The 25,395-nt window shown below is 62.7% G+C and carries 27 protein-coding genes and 1 pseudogene; 19 read left to right on the top strand and 9 right to left on the bottom strand.

All coding sequences use genetic code 11. The annotated features are described in order from the left end of the window. Nucleotides 1-258 precede the first annotated feature (258 nt). A complete protein-coding gene (locus tag D0901_RS06110; RefSeq protein WP_129139401.1) occupies nucleotides 259-1,266 on the top strand; it encodes a Rossmann-fold NAD(P)-binding domain-containing protein in 1,008 nt (335 codons plus the stop codon). 365 nt (nucleotides 1,267-1,631) lie between these two features. Here D0901_RS06110 and D0901_RS06100 read toward each other — a convergent pair whose 3' ends face one another. The 5 genes from D0901_RS06100 to D0901_RS06080 all read right to left on the bottom strand — a co-directional run bounded on the left by D0901_RS06100 (nucleotide 1,632) and on the right by D0901_RS06080 (nucleotide 5,942). Next, complete coding sequence (locus D0901_RS06100) at nucleotides 1,632-2,129, bottom strand: hypothetical protein (RefSeq protein WP_203234804.1); 498 nt, start codon at nucleotides 2,127-2,129, stop codon at nucleotides 1,632-1,634. Beyond that, entirely contained in the window at nucleotides 2,126-3,346 is a 1,221-nt protein-coding gene (locus D0901_RS06095; protein ID WP_129139400.1) for an AAA family ATPase, read from the bottom strand. The genes D0901_RS06100 and D0901_RS06095 overlap by 4 nt, the downstream gene beginning before the upstream one ends. Nucleotides 3,347-3,431: 85 nt before the next feature. Beyond that, on the bottom strand, nucleotides 3,432-3,911 hold the full coding sequence (locus tag D0901_RS06090) for a nuclear transport factor 2 family protein (protein WP_129139399.1): 480 nt from the start codon (nucleotides 3,909-3,911) through the stop codon (nucleotides 3,432-3,434). Nucleotides 3,912-3,945: 34 nt separating this feature from the next. Next, nucleotides 3,946-5,076 (bottom strand): YbfB/YjiJ family MFS transporter, encoded by a 1,131-nt coding sequence (locus D0901_RS06085; RefSeq protein ID WP_129139398.1) that lies wholly within the window; start codon nucleotides 5,074-5,076, stop codon nucleotides 3,946-3,948. Continuing rightward, nucleotides 5,073-5,942 carry a LysR substrate-binding domain-containing protein gene (locus D0901_RS06080; protein ID WP_129139397.1) on the bottom strand — a complete coding sequence of 290 codons (870 nt, stop codon included), beginning with the start codon at nucleotides 5,940-5,942 and terminating at the stop codon, nucleotides 5,073-5,075. Before D0901_RS06080 ends, D0901_RS06085 begins: the two co-directional genes overlap by 4 nt. 92 nt (nucleotides 5,943-6,034) lie before the next feature. Here D0901_RS06080 and D0901_RS06075 point away from each other — a divergent pair, with 92 nt between their 5' ends. Continuing rightward, nucleotides 6,035-7,138, top strand: a complete 1,104-nt coding sequence (locus D0901_RS06075) for an NAD(P)H-dependent flavin oxidoreductase (protein WP_129139396.1) — start codon at nucleotides 6,035-6,037, stop codon at nucleotides 7,136-7,138. Nucleotides 7,139-7,164: 26 nt separating this feature from the next. On the opposite strand, the gene D0901_RS06070 is transcribed toward D0901_RS06075, so the two are convergent. Beyond that, on the bottom strand, nucleotides 7,165-7,599 hold the full coding sequence (locus D0901_RS06070; RefSeq protein ID WP_129139395.1) for a MarR family winged helix-turn-helix transcriptional regulator: 435 nt from the start codon (nucleotides 7,597-7,599) through the stop codon (nucleotides 7,165-7,167). A 375-nt stretch (nucleotides 7,600-7,974) separates the two neighbouring features. Between D0901_RS06070 and D0901_RS06065 the strand changes: the two genes are divergently transcribed. The 11 genes and pseudogenes from D0901_RS06065 to D0901_RS06015 all read left to right on the top strand — a co-directional run bounded on the left by D0901_RS06065 (nucleotide 7,975) and on the right by D0901_RS06015 (nucleotide 17,853). Beyond that, the gene (locus D0901_RS06065) at nucleotides 7,975-9,477 is read left to right on the top strand and encodes an AMP-binding protein (protein WP_129139394.1); all 1,503 of its coding nucleotides are present in this window, start codon (nucleotides 7,975-7,977) and stop codon (nucleotides 9,475-9,477) included. Beyond that, nucleotides 9,474-9,731, top strand: a complete 258-nt coding sequence (locus D0901_RS06060; protein ID WP_129139393.1) for an acyl carrier protein — start codon at nucleotides 9,474-9,476, stop codon at nucleotides 9,729-9,731. The genes D0901_RS06065 and D0901_RS06060 overlap by 4 nt, the downstream gene beginning before the upstream one ends. Before the next feature lie 71 nt (nucleotides 9,732-9,802). After that, nucleotides 9,803-10,180 (top strand): ectoine synthase, encoded by a 378-nt coding sequence (locus D0901_RS06055; protein ID WP_129139392.1) that lies wholly within the window; start codon nucleotides 9,803-9,805, stop codon nucleotides 10,178-10,180. Between the two features lie 46 nt (nucleotides 10,181-10,226). Beyond that, a complete protein-coding gene (locus D0901_RS06050; protein WP_129139391.1) occupies nucleotides 10,227-12,077 on the top strand; it encodes an acyl-CoA dehydrogenase family protein in 1,851 nt (616 codons plus the stop codon). Nucleotides 12,078-12,113: 36 nt separating this feature from the next. Continuing rightward, complete coding sequence (locus tag D0901_RS06045; RefSeq protein WP_129139390.1) at nucleotides 12,114-12,743, top strand: DsbA family oxidoreductase; 630 nt, start codon at nucleotides 12,114-12,116, stop codon at nucleotides 12,741-12,743. A gap of 36 nt (nucleotides 12,744-12,779) precedes the next feature. After that, the gene (locus tag D0901_RS06040) at nucleotides 12,780-13,103 is read left to right on the top strand and encodes a DMT family transporter (RefSeq protein WP_203234803.1); all 324 of its coding nucleotides are present in this window, start codon (nucleotides 12,780-12,782) and stop codon (nucleotides 13,101-13,103) included. Nucleotides 13,104-13,172: 69 nt separating this feature from the next. Then, nucleotides 13,173-13,565, top strand: a complete 393-nt coding sequence (locus tag D0901_RS06035; RefSeq protein ID WP_129139389.1) for a DMT family transporter — start codon at nucleotides 13,173-13,175, stop codon at nucleotides 13,563-13,565. An 82-nt stretch (nucleotides 13,566-13,647) separates the two neighbouring features. Beyond that, complete coding sequence (locus D0901_RS06030; RefSeq protein ID WP_129139388.1) at nucleotides 13,648-14,130, top strand: nucleoside deaminase; 483 nt, start codon at nucleotides 13,648-13,650, stop codon at nucleotides 14,128-14,130. Beyond that, nucleotides 14,127-14,939 (top strand): maleate cis-trans isomerase family protein, encoded by an 813-nt coding sequence (locus D0901_RS06025; protein ID WP_129139387.1) that lies wholly within the window; start codon nucleotides 14,127-14,129, stop codon nucleotides 14,937-14,939. The genes D0901_RS06030 and D0901_RS06025 overlap by 4 nt, the downstream gene beginning before the upstream one ends. A 152-nt stretch (nucleotides 14,940-15,091) precedes the next feature. Next, nucleotides 15,092-16,084, top strand: a pseudogene (locus D0901_RS06020) (DDE-type integrase/transposase/recombinase); the annotation flags it as partial. Nucleotides 16,085-16,554: 470 nt separating this feature from the next. Beyond that, a complete protein-coding gene (locus tag D0901_RS06015) occupies nucleotides 16,555-17,853 on the top strand; it encodes an MFS transporter (protein ID WP_129139386.1) in 1,299 nt (432 codons plus the stop codon). 97 nt (nucleotides 17,854-17,950) lie between these two features. On the opposite strand, the gene D0901_RS06010 is transcribed toward D0901_RS06015, so the two are convergent. After that, nucleotides 17,951-18,874: a LysR family transcriptional regulator gene (locus D0901_RS06010; protein ID WP_129139385.1), complete on the bottom strand. Its 924-nt coding sequence runs from the start codon at nucleotides 18,872-18,874 to the stop codon at nucleotides 17,951-17,953. Between the two features lie 141 nt (nucleotides 18,875-19,015). Here D0901_RS06010 and D0901_RS06005 point away from each other — a divergent pair, with 141 nt between their 5' ends. The 3 genes from D0901_RS06005 to D0901_RS05995 are packed head-to-tail and all read left to right on the top strand — an operon-like array spanning nucleotide 19,016 to nucleotide 21,950. Further along, entirely contained in the window at nucleotides 19,016-20,209 is a 1,194-nt protein-coding gene (locus D0901_RS06005) for a M20 aminoacylase family protein (protein ID WP_129139384.1), read from the top strand. A gap of 48 nt (nucleotides 20,210-20,257) precedes the next feature. After that, a complete protein-coding gene (locus tag D0901_RS06000) occupies nucleotides 20,258-20,482 on the top strand; it encodes a DUF3311 domain-containing protein (RefSeq protein WP_129139383.1) in 225 nt (74 codons plus the stop codon). Beyond that, nucleotides 20,475-21,950: a sodium:solute symporter family protein gene (locus D0901_RS05995; protein ID WP_129139382.1), complete on the top strand. Its 1,476-nt coding sequence runs from the start codon at nucleotides 20,475-20,477 to the stop codon at nucleotides 21,948-21,950. Before D0901_RS06000 ends, D0901_RS05995 begins: the two co-directional genes overlap by 8 nt. Nucleotides 21,951-22,074: 124 nt before the next feature. On the opposite strand, the gene D0901_RS05990 is transcribed toward D0901_RS05995, so the two are convergent. Further along, nucleotides 22,075-22,464, bottom strand: a complete 390-nt coding sequence (locus D0901_RS05990) for a carboxymuconolactone decarboxylase family protein (RefSeq protein ID WP_129139381.1) — start codon at nucleotides 22,462-22,464, stop codon at nucleotides 22,075-22,077. Continuing rightward, nucleotides 22,461-23,444, bottom strand: a complete 984-nt coding sequence (locus D0901_RS05985) for an aldo/keto reductase (RefSeq protein WP_129139380.1) — start codon at nucleotides 23,442-23,444, stop codon at nucleotides 22,461-22,463. The genes D0901_RS05990 and D0901_RS05985 overlap by 4 nt, the downstream gene beginning before the upstream one ends. 59 nt (nucleotides 23,445-23,503) lie before the next feature. Here D0901_RS05985 and D0901_RS05980 point away from each other — a divergent pair, with 59 nt between their 5' ends. From D0901_RS05980 to D0901_RS05970, 3 genes are all read left to right on the top strand, one after another. Continuing rightward, nucleotides 23,504-24,463: a LysR family transcriptional regulator gene (locus D0901_RS05980; protein WP_129139379.1), complete on the top strand. Its 960-nt coding sequence runs from the start codon at nucleotides 23,504-23,506 to the stop codon at nucleotides 24,461-24,463. A gap of 67 nt (nucleotides 24,464-24,530) precedes the next feature. Continuing rightward, nucleotides 24,531-24,923 carry a nuclear transport factor 2 family protein gene (locus D0901_RS05975; RefSeq protein ID WP_129139378.1) on the top strand — a complete coding sequence of 131 codons (393 nt, stop codon included), beginning with the start codon at nucleotides 24,531-24,533 and terminating at the stop codon, nucleotides 24,921-24,923. A 40-nt stretch (nucleotides 24,924-24,963) separates the two neighbouring features. Then, nucleotides 24,964-25,350, top strand: a complete 387-nt coding sequence (locus D0901_RS05970; protein ID WP_129139377.1) for an ester cyclase — start codon at nucleotides 24,964-24,966, stop codon at nucleotides 25,348-25,350. The last annotated feature ends 45 nt before the right edge of the window (nucleotides 25,351-25,395 follow it).

Below are 25,395 nucleotides of genomic sequence, written 5' to 3'. Positions count from 1 at the left end.
GCGCCGCCAGGTGACCCAACGTGAGCCGATCCGCCCCTTCTTCGCGCACGATGCGCTGTGCCGTATCCAGCAGCTGGCGGCGCCGTTCGGGCCCGGAAAGCCGCCGCTGCCCCGTTGCCTCTCTTGTCTCGCGTGTCGTGCGCTTCACGGCCCACCCTTTCCTTCGTGTTTTGGCATGTTGAAAACCTACCATGAGTAGGCTAGCGTTACCACAACCTACTCATGGTAGGTTTTATTCATTCAACTCGGAGACTTCTCATGTCAGCCGCCCCCCTACTGCTCATCGGCGGTGCCGGCATCGTCGGCCGCCACACCGCACGCTTGCTGCGCGATGCCCACCCGGACATCCCCTTGCTGATCGGCGGTCGCGAGCTGGCCAAGGCGCAACGCGCGGCCGCCGACATCGGTAACGTCGAAGGCACGACGGTCGATCTCGCTGCCGATGATCTCGGACTCGGCGGACGCCCCATCGGGGCCATTGCGATCTTCTTCACGGACACGACCGTCGCCGCTTTGCGCTTCGCCCAGCGACACGGCGTGCCCTACCTCAGCATCTCCCCCGCCATGAACGAAACCGGGCCCGAGGTTGCGGCCTACATGCATCGGCCGAACGCCGCACCGGTGGTCCTGGGGACCGAATGGCTGGTCGGGGCGACGACGATTCCCACGCTCGAATTTGCCAGGGCGTTTCGTCATGTCGACGCGGTTCGCCTCGGCGCCGTGCTGGATGAGCTGGACGAAGGCGGCCCCGCCTCCTTCGACGATCTGGAGCGACAGACACAGGCCCTTCCCGCCGTGCAGGTGCGCCGGCAGGGCGCCTGGATCTGGCGCCGGGGCGAGGATCTCGCGGCCACCTTACATGCCGCCGACGGCACGGCGATGGACGCCACGGCCCTGTCGCCCCATGACGTGTTCGGCCTCGCCACCGCCACCGGCGCGCCGAACGTCGAGTTCAACCTGGCCATCGGGGTCAGTTCCAGCCGCCGTCGCGGCGAGCCGATGTCAACCGAGATCCTGATCGAACTCGCCGGGGAGGACCACGCCGGGCAAGCCCGTCGCTCGCGCCATGCGGTGATCCATCCCGAGGGTCAGATGCCGCTGACGGGGCTGGGTGTCGCCCTGGTGCTCGAACGCCTTCTCGGGCTCGACAGCAAGCCGCCCACACCCGCCGGGCTCTACTTTCCGTACCAGTTGCTCGAGCCGGCGAGCTACCTGGAACGGTTCCGCCAGGTCGGTGGGCAGATAGTGGCGCTCGAGGCAGCGTAATGCCCAAGAGCGAGTGACGAAGCCTTGACACCCACGCCCCTACCCACCATGGCGGTGGCGTTCATAAGCGGAGGGAGACCCTCGGGATAAACCAGACACCGCGCACACCAGCGCCGCTAACCACGCTCGACGGTCGCTCCATGCTCTTCGTGATGGCGGCACACGCCGAATACGGCCCGTACTGAGGGCGCGTTTCACGCCCTTGATGACCGCCGTGGGGCCGGTGGTGGCTGCGGTGGAGATTACCGCCACGCTTCGGACGGCAAGGTGGGACTGGCCCACGTCGACGACTGGACGGAGCATCTCCACGTCATCGACATGAGGCTGGCCGCCGAGGTGGACCGGCTGGGTGAGGCGCTCGCCGCTCAGAGATAGTCTCGTATCTCCGGGATCGGCGAACTGGCCTCGCAGTGTATGACGGCCATCACGCGGATATCGTGGTGGTTCTCCAGCCGTTCCTGTTCCGGCTTGGACAGCAGGCCATTGGTTACCACCACGGCTTTTTCCGCTACCCGTCCGCGGGCTTCCTCTTCCAGGCAAGCCACCAGCTGCCGATATTCCACCCGATGACGCTTCACATAGGCCAACTGCTCGAAGGCATGCGGAATATCACCGGCTCCCTTGAGTTCGACGAGCACGGCCGCATGGCGTTGATTGCCCTGCCAGAGGAAGAGGCCATCGCACTTCGGTTGGTTGTCACGCAACACGCAGCCATCCAGCACGACAGCGACGCCCCGCTCTCCTGTCTTGGGGGTCAGGCGAACCAGCTTGCCCTGCTCACCGAGCGTGTACTCCCCGAGGCACTGCGCCTGTGTGTTGCCCATCTTGCGGCACACGCAGTGCTGATACTCGCCCAGGTTCATGCCTCGCGATGCTCCCACTCGATATCCCGCATCTCGTCATAGAGACGATTGATGGCATTGAAGTGGCCGAGCAGCGTGTCATCGAGCAGGCCCAGATCGGCATCCATCAGCGACTGAGCCTCGTCCGGCGTCACGTGATAGGCGGCCACCTCTTCCGGCGATAGCGGCAGCAGTGCCCGAATGGGCTCGCTGGCGATCTCGAGGCCGTCGATCTGGCTGCGCTTGAGGTGATTGTTGAGCGCCTCGACGATAAAGGGGCTGTGCGTGGTGACGATGAACTGGGTATTGGGAAAGGTGGCGAGCAGGTCTCCCAGCACTCGCCGCTGCCACTCGGGATGCAAGTGCAGATCGACTTCGTCGATCATCACCACCGCTTCGGCTGCCAGCGGATCGTCCAGGTGCGGGTTGGCCATGGCCATTCGCGAACTGAGGTCGATGACCAGCCCCAGCAAGGTCTGATAGCCATCGCTGAGCTGAGCGATGTTCAACCACTCGCCTTCCTGCTTCACCGCGAAACGCAGCGGATTGAGTTCGATATGCGGCTCGGAGAGGTCCGGAAACAATCGCGTGATGGCACGGCGGACGGCGTCCAGCTCGGGAAGTGTCACATCGAAGCTCTTGTACTGCTTCTGCAGGCGATGTTCCTCGTTTTCCTTGTTGTAGAACCAGATGAAGGCCGCCTTGAAACGCGTATCGGCGTTCAACGCATTGGCCAGGGCATCGAAGCGTTCGTGTGACTTGGGAAACCCCTTGCGACTCAGGGGCAGATCCAGCAGGGCGCGGCTGACGCCGTAATAGGCGAACACCGGCAGCTCAAAGGATTCACCGGCCGCCCAGGGCTCGATCACGGCGCTGTCGAGATGCTGCTTGAGCGCCTTGACGCCTCGTCCCGGGGGGATCTCGCCGGCCGTCTTCCTGCTGTTGTCGCGTCGCTGCAGGCGGTCCCAGCCCAGCCCCCGCGGGGTTTCCAGGCTAATCCGCGTGTAGGGAGCCAGGCGGTTATCCCGCTGATGGATGTCACCGCGTTTCTTGAAGGTCATGCCCGACACACCCGGCAAATAGGTGAGGATTTCACCGAGCCCGATGGCGATCCCGTCCAGCAACGTGGTCTTGCCGCTGCCATTCGCGCCCATCAGCAGGGTCAGGCGCGGCCCCAATGTCATCGACAGCGAGGGCTTGGCGCGAAAGTTTTCCAGTGTCAGGCACTTGAGCTTCATTCAGAGGCATTCCGCCAGTGAGGGTTCGACGTGGAAGTCTGGCATGTTAGTGAAGGGCGGTCGACTGATCGCCCATGGTGACGGCTCACGCCTTCCCCTGAGCCGAGCCGGCATGCAGGCTGGCATTGCCCCAGCTCTGCAGCGCCTGCTGCTTGATGCCCGCTATCTTCCATTCGCCCCTCACCTGGCACAGCTGGAATTCATAGCTGCCACAGGAATGAAAGACGTTCTCCTCGCCGGCCGCAAGCTCCCGCGACAGCTCGAACCGCAGGATCAGGTAGTGGCAGCTGGCGATGGCCACGTGGCCATCGGAATCCTGGGTGACCCGCAGGTTGGAGAAGCTGTGTTGCTTGGTCAGGGTGTCGGCGGCCGCCTGACGGCGCCTGACGAACGCCTCGCCGGGCATCGTCGACGGCGGCTCCCGCCCCGAGGAGGCGTAGTCGATCGACACTTCGGGCATGAGGCACTCGGTCATCGCGGGCCAGTCGCGCCGGTCGAAGCAGTGGAAGAAACGACACAGCAGATCGTTGATCGGGACGAAGACATCGGGATCGGCGGTTTGCACGGCGGACTCCTTTACAGGGCCGGATGGGAAAACGTCACAGCGCGGCAAGACTCATGCTGGCCCCGACCAGGAGCGCAGCGCCGGCGGCCAGCAGAGCGCCCTGGAAACTGTGGCTAATGGCGTGGAGGCCGGTGGCGGCCAGGGGGCCGATGATCTGACCGATACTGTAGGTCAGGGTCATGCCGGCCAGCAGGTTGCCGCGAGCGCGACGGGCGGCCTGCTGTGCCGCCGGCATGGCGATGGTCACGGTGCCCATGAAGGTGCCGCCGACCAGCAAGGCGCTGGCCAGGTAGCCCACACCGCCGGGCACCAGGATGGGCAGCACGACGCCGAACGCCTGGAGGCCCAGGTTCCCTGCCAGTGAGCGCCGGGTGCCGAAACGCCGATGCAGGCGATGCCAGAGAAAACACGACGGCGCAGCACCCAGGCCGAACACTGCCCAGACGTGGGCGGAATCGACGTCGGGCAACGCCGTCTTGACCAGCAACGGCAGATAGGTCGCGGTGATGATGTAGCCGAAGCCCGCCAGGCCATAGATCGTCACCAGCGGCAACGCCCTGACCACCTCGCCCTGCCGTGGCACCGTCGAAGAAGGCCACTCGGGTGCTGTGCTGGTCGTCAGCCCCGGCACGGCCAGGCCGCCCAGCACGAGGCTGCTGACGCCGAGCATCAGCCACAGCCCCGGGCTCTCCAGCCCCAGCCGCGACGCCACCACGACGAGTTCGGCCGACAGGGCAATGCCGACGCCTACCCCGGCGTAAAGCAGCGGCGCGCCCTGCAGGTGTTGGCGGTGCTCGAGCAGCCACACCGAGGCGGCGACCATGGAGATGGCGCTGAAAATGCCAGCGATACCGCGCATGGCGACGATGGCCCAGGTGGCATCGAGCACGGCCAGCAGGGCGAGGCACGCCGCCGTGCCTGCCACCGCCCACAGGCAGAAGCGATGGGCGCTCGCCGGCCGGGCCTTGACCGCCAGCAGCGCCCCGATCAGATAGCCCGCGTAGTTGGCGGACGCCGCCAGGCTGCCGCCGCTCAGGCTCAGCACGCCCTCCTCCACTATGTGCGGATAGAGCGCCGTGTAGGCGAAACGGCCGAACCCCATGCCGATGGCCATGACCAGCGCCGCGTCGATGGCGGAGCGTATCCATGCGGGAAGCCGGCTCATGCCTCCCCCAGGAACTGACCCGCGAATGCCTGGAACGCAGGCGTCTCGTAGCCAGAGCGCCACAGCAGATGCGTGGTGACGCTGCCCATCGCCAGCGTGGCCAGGTCATCCGCCACACGGCTCACGTCCAGCACGCTGCGCGGCAGCAGAGTGACGCAGGATCCGGCGGCGACGGCCGCCATCATGGCGTGGTAGGACCCCAGCTCCTGAACGCGCCACTCACTTCCGGCGACGATGCCGAGCCGATCCTCCGCCAGGGCTCGATACGTGCAGCCCGGCTTGAAGGCCGCCAGGGTGCGAGTGCGTAGTTCCGCCGGTGCGGTGGCCCCGGCGTCGGCGGGCGGCAACAGCAGCAGCAGCGATTCCTCCCAGACCGGCGCGCTTTGCAGCCCCATCTCGGCCAGGCTGGCGGCATCCTCCAGCTCGGCGGGCAGTGCCACGAAGGCGCCGTCCAGCCGCCCGTCGCGCACCTGCTCCACCAGCGGCCCCGTGGGGCCGGTACTGACCTCGATCCGGACCGCCGGATGGGCGCGATTGAAGGCCGCCAGCGGCGCCGGCAGCCGACTGGCCGCCGTGCTTTCCATGCTGCCGATGCGCAGGCTGCCGCCAGCGCTACCGCCCACGGCCTGCCGGGCCTCGTCCTCCAGCGCCAGCAGGCGCTGTGCGTAGGTCAGAAAGCGCTGCCCCGCCGTCGAGAGCGTGATGCGCTTGCCGAGGCGAATGAACAGCTCTGCGCCCAGCTCCGCCTCCAGCTGTTGTATGCGCGTCGTGACGTTGGAAGGCGCACGCCCGAGCCGCGCGGCGGCGCGGGTCACGCTCAACTCGGCGGCGACGGCCTCGAAGATTTTCAGGGTTTCCAGATCCACATCGTTCGCCTTTTGAAATTCATTGGTCTATTTTATTCTCAAATTGAGAACAAATGAAAGCCATCGTTCCCGTACTCGTGGAGGCCGTTCCCATGACATCGTCGAATCCCCTGACCGACCGGCTCGGCATTCAGCCCATCATCCAGGCGCCGATGGCTGGCGTGGCCACGCCGGAGTTGGCAGCAGCCGTGTCGAATGCCGGCGGCCTGGGTTCCCTGGGCATCGGCGCCAGCAGCGTCGAGCAGGCCCGGTCAATGATCGAACGGACCCAAGCGCTGACATCCCGCCCGTTCAACGTCAACGTCTTCTGCCATGCCCCGGCAGTGCGCGACGCGGCCCGGGAAGCGGCCTGGCTCGCGCACCTGGCACCGCTGTTCCGGGAAAGTGGCGGTGAGCCGCCGACCGGGCTCGAGGAGATCTACCGCAGCTTCTTGGAGGACGAGGCGGCCTTCGAGATGCTGCTCGAGACGCGCCCCGCCGTGGTCAGCTTTCATTTCGGCTTGCCGTCCGAGGCGCGGATACGCGCCCTGCGGGAGGCCGGCATCTACACGCTGGCGACGGCGACCAACCTGCAGGAGGCGAGAGAGATCCAGGCGCGGGGCGTCGACGCAATCGTGGCCCAGGGCGATGAAGCGGGCGGACATCGCGGCTGCTTCGATCCGCAGGCCGACGATGAACGATTGAGCATGGCCGTGCTCGTTCGCCGGCTGGTCAAGGAGTTGGCCCTGCCGATCGTCGCGGCCGGCGGTATCATGGATGGCCAGGGCATCCGGGCGGCCCTGGCGCTGGGTGCATCTGCCGCCCAACTGGGGACGGCCTTTATCCTGTGCCCCGAATCGGCGGCCAACGACGGCTATTGCTCGACCCTCAAGAGCGAACGCGCCGAGACGACCCGCATGACCACGACGCTGTCCGGGCGCCCGGCGCGCGGCATCCTCAATCGCCTGATTCGCCATGCCGATGCCATGCCCGAAACTATGCCCCCCGCTTACCCCGTGGCGTACGACGCGGCCAAGCGGCTCAACGCGGCGGCAGCCGGCCTCGGCCATCATGAATTCGCGGCACACTGGGCCGGCCAGAGCGCGCCACTGGCACGCGAATTCCCCGCCGGCGAACTCGTGAGCCAGTTGATTCAGGAATGGCGAGACGGCACCGATGTGGAAAGCCTCCCTAGTGCCTTACCCAGTCCTTGCTGATCAGAGAAAACGCGTCGAGCGCAAGCTCAGATGGCTGACTGCTGGAGCATTCGATGCAGACAGCTAACGATGTGGCTATTGCCGGGTTGGCTGCCAGCTTCTAAAAGGGCTGCGTTCAGGAAAGCATCGAAATCCTTTCCTGCTTCTTTCTGAATCTGATGACCACGCTCTGTAATAACGGTATAAACTCCACGCTTATCATTGGGGCACACATCACGGATGGTGTATTGATTACGCTCCATCCGCTCGACCAGACGAGTGACAGAACTCTGGTTCAATCCCAGTCGCCGGGCCAATTCCTGCATGCGCAGCTCCGAATCTGGTGCCGCATCTAGCAATTGGAGAGCACGATACTCCGTCAGCCCCAAGCCATACTCACTCTGGAGCGCTTTCGCCAACTGGTTCTCGACCAATTCGAAGACATTCCTCACCTGCTGCCAAACTACCGATTTCGGGGGCATCGCTGTTCTCATCTAAGCTGTCAAAATTTAGGAATATCGTTATAGATATTAGTTGTACATGCATATTTTAGCCAAATTCTTATCCCCTTGTCAGCCTGAACCTCAATCCGTGTAAGCCTTTTGCCATATCTTTTGGTGCTAAAGACAGACTCCCCCTTCTATCGTATCGCTCACCACCGACATGCATAGCAAAAAATATTAATTTTCATGTACTTAACACACATCCTTGCTTTAGCATCCACGAAAGAAAAATGCAAAGAAAAATTCATTTGATTGCATGCACAAGCATATTGACGCCTTGTGCATGAATAGCTAATCTAAATTTGCTTGCGCATACAAGCAAATTAATAGCTTACTCTTGGATGGGCTCCCCCGATGAAACTGCCTCTTCTGCTCACATCACTCGCGGACAGTGCGGCTCACTATCCCAAAGCGATTGCCTTGCTCACGGATACGACTGCCTGGAACTATGGTCAGTTTTGGTCTCGGATTTCGCAATACGAAACGGCCTTGGCCACGCTCCATTTACCTACCAACGTGGCGATTGCAGTCACCGCGGACAAGACGGTAGAAACTCTGGCGCTCATGCTGGCCTTGGGCAAGCGAGGTCACACACCGCTGGCAGTTTCGCCTGGGCTGGGCGACACCGTCAAACCTACTATGTTCTCCTCTGCTGGCGTGTTTTGCGAGCTATCAGCCGAAAGCAATTCAGACGGGCCAAGCATTGCGGTGAAAGTACCCGCCGCGATCCAGGAAGCTATCCCCAGCGCCTACGCTGACGCCACCTGTCCGCTCATGCTGACCACTTCGGGCTCCACGGGCATCCCCAAGGTCGTCGAGCTCAGCGCCGAGGGAGTGAATGCCTTCTTCGGCTGGGGGGCCGAGTATTTCCAGGTGCGCCGGGATAGCCGTGTCCTAAGCTATGCCCCGCTCAACTTCGACCTGAGCCTGCTCGAAATCTGGACGCCTCTCATGCAAGGCGCCACCGTGATCCTGGCCGATACTGCACGTGCAACCCAGTCAGATTACCTCCGCCGCCTGGTCCATCAACAGCGCCCCGATCTCATTCAAGCAGTGCCGATGTTTTACAACTTGCTCTGCCCAGCCGGGGAACACTACGTGCAGGTCATGGACAGGGTGCGGCATGTGGTGTTCACCGGTGACACAACTCCCCAAGCCTTACGGGAACGAGTTGCAGCCGCCTTCCCACAAGCAACGTTTCACAACATCTATGGCTGTACCGAAACCAACGATAGCTTCGTTTATTCGGCGGATGCCCAGGCCATTGTGCGCCATGAGCGACTGCCGTTGGGCGGCCCAATTACCGGTGTGGCCTATCGCATCGTGACGGAAGATGGCAGCGAGCTCGCCGGCCCTGGTGAAGGTGAATTGCACACCTCGACGCCCTTCCTTGCCCACGGCTACACCGACCCCAGTCTGACAGCCAAGGCTTTCTATCCCGAGCAAGACGGGTATCACACCTATTACCGCACGGGTGACCGGGTTGCTCGAGACGAGCATGGGCAGCTGAATCTGCTCGGCCGCAAAGACTTCATCGTCAAAGTGCGCGGCGTACGTACCAACTTGCAAGACATTGAGCAGGCCCTGGCCAAGATGCCGATCGTTAAAAACGCCGTAGTGATCCCGGTGAACGATGAGATTGCTGGCGTCATCCTGCATGCCGTGGTCGAGCCCAGCTCCGGCCACTCGCTTGATGGCATGGCCATGCGCATCTACTGCGCTCAGCACTTACCCCAAACCTCCGTGCCTCGGCGTTTTCATTTTCATGAAAACCCACTTCCCACGACCTCGACCGGCAAGCCGGATCGGAAATCACTCGCCCAATTCATCCAGCCACAAGGGAGCGAATCCGTATGACTCATGAACAGAGCATCAAAAGGTACATCTGTGAAGAACTGGCCCCGGATGTGGATCCGGCAACCTTGCCGACCGATGCCGACCTTCTGGGTACCGGCATCATCGACAGTTTGTCGCTGGTCCGTCTCGTCGCCTGGATTGGAGAGGAGTACGACATCCCGATCGCCGACATAGAAATCGCGCCTGAAGACTTCAATTCGGTCGACAAGGTCAAGGCCTTCATCGAAAAGCACACGGTCAGTGGCGTTGTCTGAGCCCAAGCCGAAATAACTCACCCGTTCTACCCCCAAAATCACGACAGACATTACTCGAAAGGAGAACCCTCATGTTCACACGTAAGCGCAACGATATCGCCGGCATCCAATGGGGCAACGGAACCAGCCATCGCATGCTGACCGAGCAGGACGGCATGGGCTTCACTGTTGCCCATACCGTGGTTAATGCCGGCTCGGAGTCACGCCTACAGTATCGACGTCACCTCGAGGCCTGCTACTGTATCTCCGGTCGTGGCAGCGTACTTTCCGCCGACGGCAGTGAGCATCACTTCATTGAGCCGGGCTCCATTTATGTGCTCGATCAGCACGACCCACACATCCTGAAGGCCGACGATGGCGAAGACATGCACCTGGTTAGCGTGTTCAACCCGCCCCTTACCGGAGAAGAGCGCCACAAGCTGAGTGCCGACGGCTTTTCGCAATACTAAGACTTGCCTCAACTCTTCAGCAGCTACCGAAAGGACGCATTGCTCTATGCCTTATCAGGACAAACAGGTTACGCAACAGGCTCGGGCATCGATCGACGCCATTGCCCGAGCCCTAGATGTGGAGTACCCCACGGACAGTGAGTTCCCGCGTGAGAAGTGGCAGGCAGTCTCCAGTTCCGGGATTTTCCGGCGTGCTGCCAATGCCGAGTCAAAGCGCGAGGCCATTCTGTCGACCATGGCATCGCTCGAGAGGCTCGGCGAAGTCTGCAAGGACTCTGGCTTAGCCTTTTCTGTCGCCACCCACCTGGCCAGTACCATAACTGCGCTCGACAAGTTCGGAAGCCCCGAACTCAAGGGGCGGTACATGGATGAGCTGGTCGCTGGACAACTGATCGGCGCCCACGCCATCAGCGAACCCAATGCCGGATCAGATGCTCTGAGCATGACCACCGTTGCACATGAGGACGGTGATGACTTCGTAATCAATGGCCACAAGGCTTTCGTGACCAACGGTTCGGTCGCTGACGTGATAGTGGTCTACGCCAAGACCAGCCAGGCGGCTACCGCCGACTGTGTCTCCGCCTTTCTGGTGGATACCCGTTTGCCTGGTGTGCACCTCGGACCCACCATGGAAAAGGTCGGGTTGAGCACATCCCCGTTGTGTGAGCTCGCTCTCGACAACTGCCGGGTATCCAAGGAGAACATGGTTGGCCGCCGCGGTGCCGGGTTCTTCGTGCTCAGCCATGTGATGCAGCGAGAGATTCTCTACTCCTTCATCATCAGCGTCGGCGAGATGAAGCGTCGCTTGGGCCGCTGTGTTCGTTATGCCAACTCACGGCGCCAGTTCGGCACGTCCATCGGTTCTTTCCAGTCGGTCGCCAACAAGGTTGCCGATATGAAAATCCGCTATGAGTTGAGCCGCCAATGGCTCTATCACGTTGCCGACCGCATGATTGCCAACAAGGATGTCACCACCGAAGTCGCGATTGCCAAGGTGTTTGTCAGCGAGAACGCGTTGGCGACCTCTGTCGACGCCCTTCATATCCATGGCGGGTATGGCTATATCGCCTCGAACGGCCTGGGCACGGAAGTCTGTAACGCACTGGCTGGCCCCATCTACTCGGGCACCAACGAGATCCAGCGGGGACGAATTGCTGCCATGCTGGGGATCAGCCAGGGCAAGGCAAAGCCTGCCGAGGACATCGCCAGTAGAGAGGTCGTCCGTTCGGAAACCCGCGTTGTGCGACAGGTCGACGTCGAGCGCACTCATAGCGAGCTGCTCGACTTCCTGCACGACGATGTGCAGACCTTCGTCAGCGTCGCCCTTGGTGATGAGCCGCTTGATGAGCGCGAAACGGCGGTGAAGCTTTTTTACGCCGTACGCGACAAGATCGCTTATGAGGTATTCGATACCGACATCAGCAACGCGGGTCTTCGTGCCAGCCAGATCGTGAATGACCGCCGCGGGTTCTGCCTGCACAAGGCGCTACTGTACGCCACCGCTTGCCGCTCTCAGGGTCTGGCCTGCCGCGTCGTGGCTAGCCGTGTGATCAATCACATCGCCACACCTGAACTGCAGGACCTGGTCGGCGGAGATGTGTTCCTCCACTGGTACAACGAGGTGAAGGTCGGCGACGCATGGCTGCAGGTTTCACCGGTGTTCAACAAGCTGCTGTGCAAGCTCTACGGGATCGAGCCACTCGAATTCGATGGTTATAGCAGTGCTATACACCAGCCGTTCAGTGGTGGCCTGGCCATGAACTACCTCGACGATCCCATGGTGTTTACCAATCCTGGCTACGCTGAGCTGATCGAACTGGTGAACACCTATCACCCTGGCATGGTCACCCCTGGAGGACGGGTACCCCAAGCCAAAACGTCCGGGGCCGTGTTGTAATTCCCGGTATATGTATGCACAACCATAGGTGAACCTATGAGCCAGAGCATCACGATCTATACCGACTATGTCTGCCCATATTGCCTGTTGGCAGAGCATGTCATCGAAGATGTGATCAAGGGGCAAGACATCGATATCCAGTGGCGGCCCTACGAACTGCGGCCAGAGCCGGTACCGACCCTGCGTGTCGAGGATCCCTATCTGCCTCAGGTCTGGAAGCAATCAGTATATCCGATGGCCGAGCGTCTCGGCGTGCCGATCAAGCTGCCCTCGCTGTCGCCCCAGCCACGCACTGACAAGGCATTCGAGGTCTTCGCCATGGCTGATGAGCAAGGGCTTGGACACGCCTTCTCGATGCGTGCCCTGCAAGCCTTCTTCCAGGAAGAAAAGGATATCGGCCACGCAGAAGTCCTGGCTGATCTGGGCGCTGAAGTAGGTCTTGAGCGTGGGGCCGTTCTTCAGGCGCTGGCTGACGGTACTTATCGTGAGCAGCATCAAGAAGCCCTTCGGCACGCACGTGAGGACATGGCGATCACCTCTGTCCCCACTATAGTGATCGGCGAGCAGATCTTCCGCGGTGTTCCCACGCCGGGTGAACTGCGCCGGGCTGTCGACCGGATCACCTCTCCCACCCCTGCCACGGAAGTGGCAGGTAACCCACGCTAGCCCCACGCCACTCAATACATTGCAGGAGCATTAATCATGATCAGCTGGATTTACCTTGGCATCGCTGTGCTGTTTGAAATTTCTGTGGCCTTTTCGGCCGGCAACGCACAGGGCTTCTCTCGTCTGTGGTGGACGATCGCCACCCTCGTCAGTGGCGCCATTGCCACCTTCTTCCTCAGCCTTGCTCTGCTCGAATTCGATGTCGGCGTTGGCTATGCCATCTGGACCTCGGTGGCTGGCGTCGGAATTGTCGTCCTTGGGGCCGTGTTCTTCCAGGAGCGTCTCAACCTGAGAAAGCTTTCCGGCATTGCCATGGTGATAGGCGGTGTCATCGGGCTTCGGCTCAGTGGGGCGGCCTGAGGCCAAGCGCAAGGAATATTACCGTAATTACGATATTTACTGCTTAACAGACTATCGAAGGAAAATGTCATGTCCAACACTGCTAGCAACCAAACCAGTACCGGTCGCGCCTGGGTCATGCTGCTTCTCGCTGGCGCTTTCGAAATTGTCTATGCCCTCAGTGTCGCGGGGAGCCAAGCCTTTACCGTGCTGAGCTGGTCGATTTCCGCGATCGTGTTCTTCCTCCTCACCCTGTATGCCTTAAGCGTGGCCCTGAAAACGATCGACGTCGGCATTGGCTACGCCGTATGGGCGGGAATCGGCGCAGTGGGCTCGGCCGTCTTCGGCAGCTTTCTGCTCGATCAATCCCTGACGCTAACCCAAACCATCTGGCTGGCTGTGATCATCGCCGGGGTTATCTGGCTGAAACTCGCCAGCAGCGAGAAGTTACAGCCGGAGGAGTCAGGGTTAGTAGCTTCCTGAAGATCAATGGCCTTTTAGCGAAGGGGCTGGCTTATTTCTCGCTTGCCCTTTCGCTCAGAATATCTCATCACTGGAGATACCCATGTCGACTCCCCCCCCGGGCCACATCATTCGCCTCATGGAAGATGTAGTAGCGTATTCCATGGAGCATGTCCGTGGCGGCGGCATCCCGTTCACAGCCTATGTGGTCGACGCCAAGGGTAAAGTGCTGGGACGCGGAGTCAACCGTGTTCTCGAGCAACATGACCCTACCGCCCACGCAGAGGTAGAGGCCATTCGTGATGCCTGCCGAAACGTGGGCTCCCCAAACTTACGCGGGGCGACGTTAATCGCGTCAGGCGAACCCTGCGCCATGTGCTACCTCAATGCACTGTTCTCTGGAATCGACGAGGTGGTCTACGCCGTCGACCGGGATAGTGCCGCCGAGGCCGGTTTCGATTACCGCGGCACGTATCAGGTGCTGGCTAACTTTCCGGATCGCTGGCCCATGGCTGTCTATAAGCACGCCACAACTCAGGCTCTTGAGCCGTTCAATCTTTGGAAACGAAAAAGGAGCTTTCTGTGAATGCCCCTCTAAACCCGGCCCAGGCCAAAGCGAACGCAACCGCCCTATTTCGTCCGGATGGCTGGAACAGGACGATCCGCATTGGCACCGTCGTCCCGCATGCGGACGTCGGTCCGGAAGCTGAGCTTCAAGCGATGGCCACCGATGACATCACTATCCACGGCAGTCGCCTGTATTTCTCTGCCATGCGCGCCGGCGGCGAGATGGATGAAAAAATCCCTCATGATCCAGTGGCTTCCTTTGCCCAGCCGCCCTATGTCGATGAGGCCGTTGAAAGCTTAGCCGCGTCGCCGCTGGATGCGGTCGGTCTGGCCTTTACCAGCTCGGCGTACAAGCACGGCCCTGATGGCGAGCGAGCTCTGATAGAGCGCCTGCGCCCCCGGGCCAGAGATTTACCGCTCGTCTCTACGTGTCTGAGCACGGAGCGTGCGCTGGCCAAGCTGGACGCCAAGCGGCTGGCAATCGTCAACCCACCGTGGTTCGACGCAGAGCTGGATGAACTGGGAGCACGATACTTTGAAGCGGCAGGGTTCCGCGTGGTTCACCACGCCCCGTGCGGCCTACCAAGTGGTCAGAAATACATCACGCCAGAGAGCCTATATGACTGGATTGCCAAGATCGTGGCCGAGTCAGAGGCGGACACCGTTTTCATTGGCGGTAACGGGCAACGCTCGGTGGGCATCATCGATGCCGTGGAAGACACCTTGGGGGTTTCCATGATCACCGGTAACCAGGTCATTCTCTGGGATGCCTTGCGGTCAATTGACGCTAAGGTACGTATTGAAGGGTATGGAAAGCTTTTTGACTAGATAAATTTTGATTACACCGCGCCATCATGGATGGTGCGGTTTTTCATTGACACCCTGTAATTGTGGGGCCCCGGATGATCAGATCGTCTGTAAAAGTTATCCTTTGCTAGCAGCCAGGGAGCTTATTCAGCAATTCATCAGGGAGCAGGTTCATGGACATCAAGCTGCATAAGCAGGCCACGATGGCCCCGAAGACCCATGCCGAGATCCAGGTAGCGTCCACCAGCATCACCGATAGCGAGCTGGCTCGCCAGTACGGAGTCGCCGTCGCGACTATCCGGCGCTGACGGTATCGTGATGATGTCCATGATCGATCGCATACACGTCACAATCTGCTGGCCACGCCTGATCAGGAGGAGGTGCTGATCGCGGCGCGCGACTTTCTGCGTCTCGGCCTGGATGACCTGTTCGTAGTGGCACGTGAGTTCTTCAATCCTCGCTTGTCGCGCTCTGGTCTAAACCGCATGCTCAAGCAGCGCGGGGTGGCGACACTGGTAAAGCTGGCTCGACGGGACTCAGGCGATGAGGGAAAGCCTCGGCACAAGCCTTGCAAGGACTATGAGCCGAGTTACGAGCACATCGACATCAAGCACCTGCCCCAGATGCCCGACGAGAAGCAGAAACGCTACCTGTACGTCGCCATCGACCGCGCCACGCGCTAGGTCTATGGAGGTTTGACGCAGCCAGTCCGCGAAGGATGCGCGGGCGTTCATGAAGCGGGTGGAGGAGAAAGCGCCCTTCAAGGTCCAGAAGGTACTGACCGACAGCGGCAAGTCGTTCACCGATCGTTTCACGCGGGCGGGTGAGCGCAAGCCCAGCGGCCGCCACCCGTTCGATCAGGAGTGCCAGGCCTTGGGTATCGAGCACCGTCTGATCAAGCCGGTAAGGCCCCAGACAAACAGCATGGTGGAGCGCTTCAACGGCCGTATCAGCTACGTGCTGGCGACTCGGCGCTATCGCTCAGGCGAAAACCTAGAACAGACGTTGAAACGCTATATATGTCTGTACAACCATCACATCCCGCAGAATGCGCTGCACCATCAATCACCCCTCAAGGATCAATCACCCATCAGGTGATGAAGGAATGGCAGACCCAACGTTCTGAGTTATTTACCAAGCGGGTAGTCAATGACACGGGACTCGACATCCTTCGGATCTTGGATCATCGTGTCTTCCCTCCGGCGGTAGGCGTTCGCTTCAGCCTAGCAGCCAGCGTGCCGGCCAAAGCGTGAAACTCACGGCCGCGCGGGGCCAGGCCAAGGACGATGAAAGGGCGCCATCTCTGTCGAAAACGTAGCGCCATGTGCGCATACCGACAGCCGGCTTGAAGGGGGTCGGTGGAACTCCTAGGCTTTTCGAGCCAGTCCACGGTGTGCCAACGAACCGCCCTGGACTCACATCGACGGCACCTCGCGGTGCGGCGCCTTGGCCCAGGTTCCTGGTAGCGCGGTATCCCGCTCCCTGGATGGCTCGGCAGGCCTTCGTCGACACTTTCGTTCCTGTCAGGCGGGGACCGCATGGCGATGACGACGGACATGGATTTCGCCCAGCCACGGGCAAACCGCCTGAACGCGGAACGGACCGACATCCACGACTCTTGCCGCATGGAGGCGCCATGAGATCCCTGTCGAGTACCCAGTTCGCGCTGTTCGGCGCCGCACTGATCGCCATCAGTTACGGGCTCGCGCGCTTCGCGTTCGGCCTTTTTGTGCCCCAGATCCGCACCGCGCTGGATCTTTCGCCCTATGTCATCGGCATCATCGGCGCGCTGCCGCTGATCAGTTTCCTGTTCGCCACGGCGATCGCGCCGCTCGCCACCGATTATCTGGGTGCCCGCTACGCGGCGGTGCTGTCCGGCGCCTTCGGCGTCGGTGGCCTGGGACTGATCAGCCAGGCCCCCAACGCCTGGCAGCTCGGCGCCGGGGTGTTCGCGTGCGGCATCTGCACCGGCCTGATGATGCCGGCACTCACGGCGGCCATGCAGGCGCTGGTGAAGCGCTCGATGCACGGCCGCGTCAGTTCGGTGATGAACGCGGGGACCAGTATCGGCGTGATCGTCGCCGTACCCACGGTGCTGTTCCTGGCCGATGCCTGGCGCATCGCCTATCTGTCGTTCACCGTGCTGGCCGTCCTCGGCGTGATCGGCGCCTGGTTCATCCTGCCCTCGGTCGCGCGGATCGTGCCGGCCAACGCCGCGCCACCGGCCCCGCTCCGCGAGCTGCCCTGGTCGCGTCTGTGCCGGCTCACCCTGTTTGCCTACGTGATGGGCTTCGTGTCCTCCGCCTACTGGATCTTCGCCCCCGATCTGGTGGTCAACCTCGGCAAGCTCTCGCCCGCTACCACCGGGTGGCTCTGGCTGGCGGTGGGCGTCGCCGGCCTCGGCGGTGCCGTGGTCGCCGACCTGGCCGATCGCAACAACCCGCCCATCACCCAGGCGCTGATGCTGATGATGCTGGCCGCAAGCCTGGCCCTGCTCGCGGCGAGCCCGAGCCAGCCGCTGCTGGCGACGTTTTCCGCGCTGGTCTTCGGCCTGGCCTACATGAGCCTGACGGGGCTCTATCTGATGACCGGCATCCGCTTGTTGCCGGGCCGGCTGTCGGCGGGGCCCGTGCTGCCCTTCATGGCGGTATCGCTCGGCCAGGCCTCCGGCTCGCCGGCCGTCGGCGGGCTGGTGAATGCTTTCGGCTATGCCGATGCCTTCGCGATGTTCGCCGCGCTGGGCATCCTGGTGTCCATTCTGTCGCCCTTCTATCCGGGCGCCATCGCCCAGAGCGACGATGAGGAAACCGAGGAGGAGACCAGGGAGGAAACCGGTCTTCAGGCGGCCTACGACAGCCAGCTCCAGAATGAGGAAGGCGAGCCGCTGGAGGACCCCGCCGAGGACGAGGCGGAAACGCCAACGGAACGCTCATAAGGTTGGTGCCGTCACCTGCCGGCATCGCTGGCGTCTTTTTATCGGCGTCTGCCGCCCCATGCCCCCACTCGGCTGACATCCCGGGACGCCTCACGTCTTAAAGGGAAGGGAAGACTTCCTCGCTCGTCGGCGGTGCCAGCGAACGCGACTCGGCCAGCTCGATCAATCGATGTACCGCCGACAGACTGGCATCTCGCCGCCACACCAGCATCAGCGGCAGGACCAGATCCAGATCGTCCAGGCGATGACTGACCACGCCCTCCGGCGCCCCGGCCATTGTCATCTCCGGCAGGATGGTGCACCCCATGCCGGCCGCCACCAGACACAGCATGGTGGCGTTGTCCGTCCCCTCCTGAACCACGTGGGGCGTGAAACCACGCCGCTGGAAGGCATGGATCAGCTTGTCGTGATAGGTGGGCGTGTCGCTGCGCTCGAACCAGATGAAGTCCTCGCCGTTGAGGTCCGCCAGACGGCTTGGTGGGCTCTCGGCCAGGGACGATCCGGCGCTGGTCACCAGGACCAGGCGATCCTCGTAGAGACAGTGTCTGCAAAGTTCATCGTCATCCTCCGGCGGGAAGAACAGCATCCCGGCATCGAGCCGTTGCTCGCGAATGCCCTCGATCTGCGGCGCCGAGAGCAGCGACATCACCCTGAGCGTCACCTCGGGATGGCGCAGACGGAAGTCGTTGAGTAGTCGCACGATCTGGGGCACCCACAGATGCATGACGGTCACTCCCAGACGTAGCTGGCCGAGCTGACCATCCGCGATCCGGCGGGCATTGCGTTTGGCCTGCTCGAACTCGCCCAGCAACCGCCGCACCTCATCGTGGAAGGCCTCGCCTGCAGCTGTAAGGCGGACCCCATGTCGCGAACGCATCAGCAACGGCGCCCCCACACTCTCCTCCAGTAGTTGCAGTTGCCGCGACAGGGCTGGCTGTGCCAGGGGAATGCTCTTGGCAGCCGCCGATATGGACCCCTCTTCCACCACCGTGACGAAATAACGTAACTGTTTGAAGTCCATGGCATCCCTTGGCGACCACGTGATCGCTCACGCACCTTTCATCCAATTTTAGTATGGAAAACACCTAATAAAACTATTTTACCTATAGCCAGTCGAGCAACCACGATGGCCAAAGTCATCCATCCACTACAAACGACAACCATGACTGACTTCATCGATCCTACGTTCTTCGACCACCACCATGCGGCGCTTACCAGGCTGCGTCACGACTTGCACCGCCGTCCGGAACTGGGTTTCCAGGAACATGCCACCGCCGAGCGTGTGGCCACGGAACTGACGCGCCTGAACATCCCTTTCGAGAGCGGCATCGGCGGCACCGGCATCGTCGCCACCGTGACGGGCCTGCTCCCCGACAACGGCCGTCGCATCGGCTTGCGGGCCGACATGGACGCCCTGCCTATCCAGGAGCTCGGCGAGCATCAGCACGCCTCGACGAATCCTGGTGTGATGCATGCCTGCGGCCATGATGGCCACACCACCATGTTGCTCGGCGTGGCCACCTACCTGGCCGCGCACCGCGAGTTCGCCGGCACCCTGTATCTGGTCTTCCAGCCCGCCGAGGAGGGACTGGGTGGCGGGCGCGCCATGGTCGAGGATGGTCTGTTCGAACGCTTCCCGATGGATGCCATCTACGCCCTGCACAACTGGCCAGCCCTGCCGTCTGGTCGTGTGGCGGTACGCAGTGGTGCCATCATGGCCGCCACCGATCGGCTGGATATCACCGTGCGTGGCAAGGGCGGCCATGGCGGCGTCAATCCGCATCTGGCCGTCGACCCGGTGCGTACTACCGGCGCCCTTATTCAGGCCCTGCACAGCGTGGTCTCGCGCGACGCTGATCCTCTCGCCCCGGCCGCGCTCAGCCTCTGTGGCTTGCAGGGCGGCGATCTGGATGGCTTCGCCATCATCCCCGACGAGGTGCGCCTCAGTGGCACAGTGCGTACCCTCGACACTGCCACCCAGGACCGTATCGAACAGGCCGTGCGCCGGATCTGCGATGGTATCGCGGCGGCACATGGCAGCGAGATCGCAGTGGACTACCAGCGCATCTTCCCCGCCACGCTCAACGACGCCGAAGCGACTCGCCATGTCGAGGCGAGCGTCGCCAACCTGCTCGGCGAGCAGGCCCTGGTGCGCGATGTCCAGCCGAGCCTGGGCGGCGAGGATTTTTCGTTCATGCTGCAGCGCTGTCCCGGCGCCTATTTCTTCCTCGGCACCGCCGAAGGCGATGACACGCCGCCACTGCACAATGCCCGCTTCGACTTCAACGACGACGTCATTCCCGTCGGCTGCCGCCTGCTGGCCGCCATCGGGCTCGGCGCGCTGCGCCAGGGCTGATCCCTGCCCAATCCACGCCCAACCAACACCACAACAAAGAGGCCTCAAATGACCACGAAATCCACGCTTCCCTCCCGGGGAATGCGCGTCTTTTTCCTGCTCTGCGCCCTGGCCATGATCTGGCCCGGCGCACTGCTCGCCAATCGCATCGAGCCCATGGTGATGGGCCTGCCCTTCTTCATGTTCTGGTACATCGCCTGGGTCTTCGCCATGTTCGTCGGCTTGGTGATCTGCTATCGCCGCGACAGCGCCGAGGAGGTCGACGATGAATGATTCGCTGCTGATCACCGTCATGACCTTCGGCTACCTGCTGATCGTGCTGCTTGTGGGCCTGCGGGCCCGGCGCGGCCAGAGTTCTTCGCTGGAGGGCTATGTCGCCGGGGGCCGACACATGGGCCTGTTGGTGCTGTTCTTCATTCTCGGCGCGGAGATCTTCTCCGCCTTCGCCTTCCTGGGTGCCCCCGGCTGGGCCTATAGCAAGGGCGCCCCGGCGCTCTACATCATCGCCTACCTGGCTCTGGCAGTACTGGTCTGGTGGGTAATCGCGCCACTCATCTCTCGGCTCGGACGCCGACATGGCTTCCTGACCCAGGCCGAGTTCCTGTCCGCCTGCTACCCCACCCGCGGTAACGTTCTGGGGCTGCTGATCGGCATCATCAGCGTTCTGGCCATGATTCCCTACCTGACGATCCAGATCGCCGGCGCCGGCATGCTGTTCGAGGCCGCCACCTCGGGCACCATTCCCTTCTGGCTGGGCAGCCTGGTGGCCTGCGGCGTGGTCGCTGCCTATGTCTACGCCAGCGGCTTGCAGGGCATCGGCTGGACCAACCTGTTGCAGGGTGTGATGATGATCGTCATCGCTTGGGTCCTGGGATTGACCACCGCCGACCAGTTCTTTGGTGGTGTGGGCGAGATGTTCCGAGAGATCCAGCGCCAGGCACCCGAGTACCTGACCATGCCCGGCAGCCAAGGCATGGGCTGGGGCGCCTTTTCTACCGCCATCCTGATCAGCGCCCTGGGCTGCGTGATGTGGCCGCATATCTTCATGAAGTTCTACAGCGCCCGGAGCGAACGAACCCTCAAGCGAGTGTTCGTGCTCTACCCGCTCTACAGCTACCTGCTGGTGCCACTGCTGATCATTGGATTCGCCGGCATCGTGGTGCTCAAGGACAACCCGCTCGATTCACCGGATCAGGTACTGCTGAGTCTGGTGGTGGGTATGGCCGACTTCCCGGCCTGGCTGATCGGGCTCGCCTTGTCTGGCGCGTTGGCCGCCGCCATGTCCACGGCCGCTAACCTGGCCCACACATCCGCCACCATTCTGGTGCGCGATATCGGCCAGCATCTGCCCGCTTGGCGCCAGTTGCCTGATCAGCGCGCCCTGAAGCTGACGCGTCTGGGAGTGATCGTCATCTCACTGGCCGCCTATCTACTGGCGCTGGCCAATCCAGGCTCGCTGGTGGCCCTGCTGCTGGGGGCCTACGGTATCGTCGTCCAGCTGCTGCCGATGCTGCTCGGCGCGCTGTTCTGGCACCGGGCGTCACGCAGCGCCGCCTTCACCGGCCTGGCTGTCGGCGCCGGCCTCACTCTCTTCTTCCAGTTCGGCGGCAATGCACCCTTCGGCTGGAATGCTGGCTTCTGCGGCCTGCTGGTCAACGCGGCGATTTTCGTCGCCATGAGCCTGACCGCGCGCCAAGCTTCCAGCCATACGCCGGCGGAGGCCCTGACAACTCGCGCCTGAGCCCTTGTCCAGCAAAGCAAGGCCCGGCATCGCGCCGGGCCGTTTTCTTTTTCCGTTCAGGAATCACGACTCCCGGGAGCGCGGCACGCGACAAGCCCGACCAACACCGCACTCGGCAAGCCCCTCACGCACCCTCCCGTGCCCGGAACGCCGCCTTGGCGGCGCTCATCGCGTTCATGGCGGCGGGTATTCCCGCATACACCGCGATCTGCAGGACGATCTCGACGATTTCCTCCCGGGTGACGCCGGTGTTCATCGCCGCGCGCAGGTGAAATTCCAGTTGGCCGGGGGCGTTGCCCATGGCGCCGAGCATGGCGACCGTCAGCATTTCACGCGTCTTGAGGTCGATCCCCTCGCGGGAGACCACATCGGCAAAGGCGAACCCCAGCAGCGTTTCCAGGGCCTGCGGGTGGAAGTCGTCGAGGTTGTCGGCGACCCGCCCCGGCGCCTCGGGCTCCAGGCGCTCGAGCAGGGCCATTGCCTCCTGGCGCCGATTAGTCCGTGCGCCACTCATGCATTCACCCCCTTCATGCCTTCCGCCGTGTAGCGCTCGCCGGCCACCGGTATCCGGGCCGTGGCCGCTTCCAGTTGCTGGCATTCGGCCCGGGTCAGCGCAATGTCCACGGCGGCGGCGTTCTCGTCGAGGTAGCGCAGGCGCTTGGTCCCGGGGATCGGCACGATGTCATCGCCCTTGGCCAGCAGCCAGGCCAGCGATAGCTGGGCCGATGTGCAGCCTTTCGCCGCCGCCATCTCGGCGATCACATCGGCGATACGCCGGTTATGTTCGATCGCCCCTTCCGCGAAGCGCGGCAGATGGGCGCGGGAGTCCCCTTCTCCGAACTGATCGGTGTCCTGGAAGCGCCCGGTCAGGAAACCGCGCCCCAGCGGGGAGTACGGCACGAAGCCGATGCCCAGTTCCCGGCAGGTGGGCAGCACCGCGTCCTCCACGTCGCGCGTCCACAGCGAATATTCCGTCTGCACGGCGGTGATGGGATGCACGGCATGGGCGCGCCGCAGGGTCTCGGCGCTCACCTCGCAGAGTCCGATGCGGGCGATCTTGCCGGCCTCGATCAACTCGACCAGTCCGCCGATGGTTTCCTCGATGGGTCGAGTGGGGTCGATCCGGTGAACGTAGTAGAGATCGATGCGCTCGACCCCGAGCCGACGCAGGGAGGCCTCGCAGCATTCCCGCGCGTACCGGGCGCTGTTGTCCAGGCTGCGCCGGTATTCGCCGGGGTTGCGCACGATCCCGAACTTCGTCGCGATCGTTACCTCGCGGGACGTGCGTGCCAGGAACTCGCCGATCAGGGTTTCATTGTGATGCGGGCCATACATGTCCGCTGTATCGAAAAAGTCGATACCCCGCTCGACCGCCCTGTCCAGCACTCGCAGGGACTCGCTATCGTCCCGTGCGCCGTAGAACTCACTCATCCCCATGCAGCCCAGGCCGATGGCCGACACCGACAGATCGGCGCCCAGTGTGCGTTTTTCCATTTCCAGAATCCTCGTGTCATGCTCGCGGATCAGAATTGCACGATGTCGGGACACCCAACATGCACGATGCCGGAAAGGGGATTTCCACTCACGGAAAGCCAGCGTCACGGGACGTCGACTGGAACGATGCGCGCGCCTTTCTGGCGGTCGTTCGCAGCGGCACCCTGAGTGGCGCGGCGCACAGCCTCGGCGTGGGTGTCGCCACGCTGTCCCGGCGCATCGAACGTCTCGAGGCGGCCCTGAACAGGGCCCTGTTCACGCGCCAGCAGTCGGGCTACCGGCTCACCGAGGACGGCGAGCGTCTCGTCGACAAGGCCGAAGCGCTGGAGGCGGCGGCGCATGCCTTTACCGCGGACGGCGGCGACCACGAGGCGATTGCCGGCACGGTCAGGCTGGCGACGGCCGAAAACCTGGCGACCGGCTTGATCCTGCCGGCGCTGGCGGACTTTCGGGAGCGCCATCCCGCGTTGACGGTGGAACTCGTCACGGACATCGCCACGGCCAACCTGCACCGCCGCGACGCGGATCTGGCCATCCGCATGGTCAGGCCGGAACGCGGCCATGTCTCGCTGCGCCGCCTGGCGACGCTGGGCTATGGCCTCTACGCGAGCCCGGCCTACGCCGCCGGGCGCCGAGGCGTCCCGGAAAACGGCTACGACGCCGACCGGTTCATCGCCTGGGATGACGCCTACGCTCACCTGCCCGCCGCGCGCTGGATGGAGCGGACCCTGCAAGGGCGCCGCCCCGCGCTGACGACGACGTCGCTGCGAACCCAGGTCGAGGCCGCCGCCCAGGGGCTGGGGCTTGCCGTGCTGCCCCACTTCACCGCGCGGGAGGCCGGCCTGGTCTGCATCGACCCGGCCATCGAGGTCGAGCAGCCCATCTATCTGGTGATCCAGACCGACCTGACCCGCTCGCCGCGCGTCCGCGCCCTCGCGGACTTCCTCAGCGAACGGGTCATCCAGCACGCGGCGTTGCTCGGCGGCCCCGTATCACCGCCACCAACTAGCGGGCCGTGATACCAGGCAGGTGGTCAGACTCACGGAGTGATCGCGCGGCCAGTGTCCCAGGCTCTGCGGAGGTTCCATGAACGACAGCGAACTGTTGCAGCATCTGCGCCATCTCGAAGTCGCGCTTCACCAGCCGCTCACGCGCTCGGATCGTGACCGGCTGGATGAACTGCTCGATGATGAATTCCTGGAATTCGGGAAATCGGGTGCCCGGCTCACGAAGGCCGACATCCTCGAGTGGCTGCCTGTCGAACGCCGCGCGGACACCATCTGGTCGGAAGGTTACGAGATCGCTCGCCTGGCGGAGGATATTGCGCTGCTGACCTACCGGGCGGCACAGGCCGATGACGAAGGCAATTTATCCGCCCACACACTACGCTCGTCGCTATGGATACACAGTGCACGCGGCTGGCGGATCCGCTTTCATCAAGGCACGGCGACCGAGGCATTCCGGCAATGTACGAACTGACGAAGAATCACCTTGGTGAACGATGGCACAGGATGCGCCCATGACTCGAGACGATCTCGCCAACCTCTATCGCGGCTACATCGACTGCCTGAATGCGCAGGACTGGTCGAGCCTGGGCCGCTTCGTCCACGACGATGTGGAACACAACGGCCGCCGACTCGGGCTGGCGGGCTATCGCGAAATGCTCGAGCAGGACTATCTGGCAATTCCGGACCTGCACTTCGCCATCGAACTGCTGACGGCCGACCCGCCCCACGTAGCCAGCCGGCTCCGGTTCGATTGCACGCCAAGGGGGAAGTTTCTCGGTCTGCCCGTCAATGGCCGCCGGGTGACGTTCGCCGAGAACGTGTTCTACGCGTACCTCGACGCCAAGATCGTTGGCGTGTGGTCGGTGATCGACAAGGCGGCGGTCGAAGCGCAGTTGTGACAACGGCCTAGAGGGTGCTTACAAATTAGGCGAGCGAAGGCAAGA

This window comes from Modicisalibacter coralii (genome assembly GCF_004117855.1).
GTDB lineage: Bacteria > Pseudomonadota > Gammaproteobacteria > Pseudomonadales > Halomonadaceae > Modicisalibacter > Modicisalibacter coralii.
The sequence above is the reverse complement of the archived record's forward strand: the minus strand, read 5'-3'. Positions and strand labels throughout refer to the sequence as shown.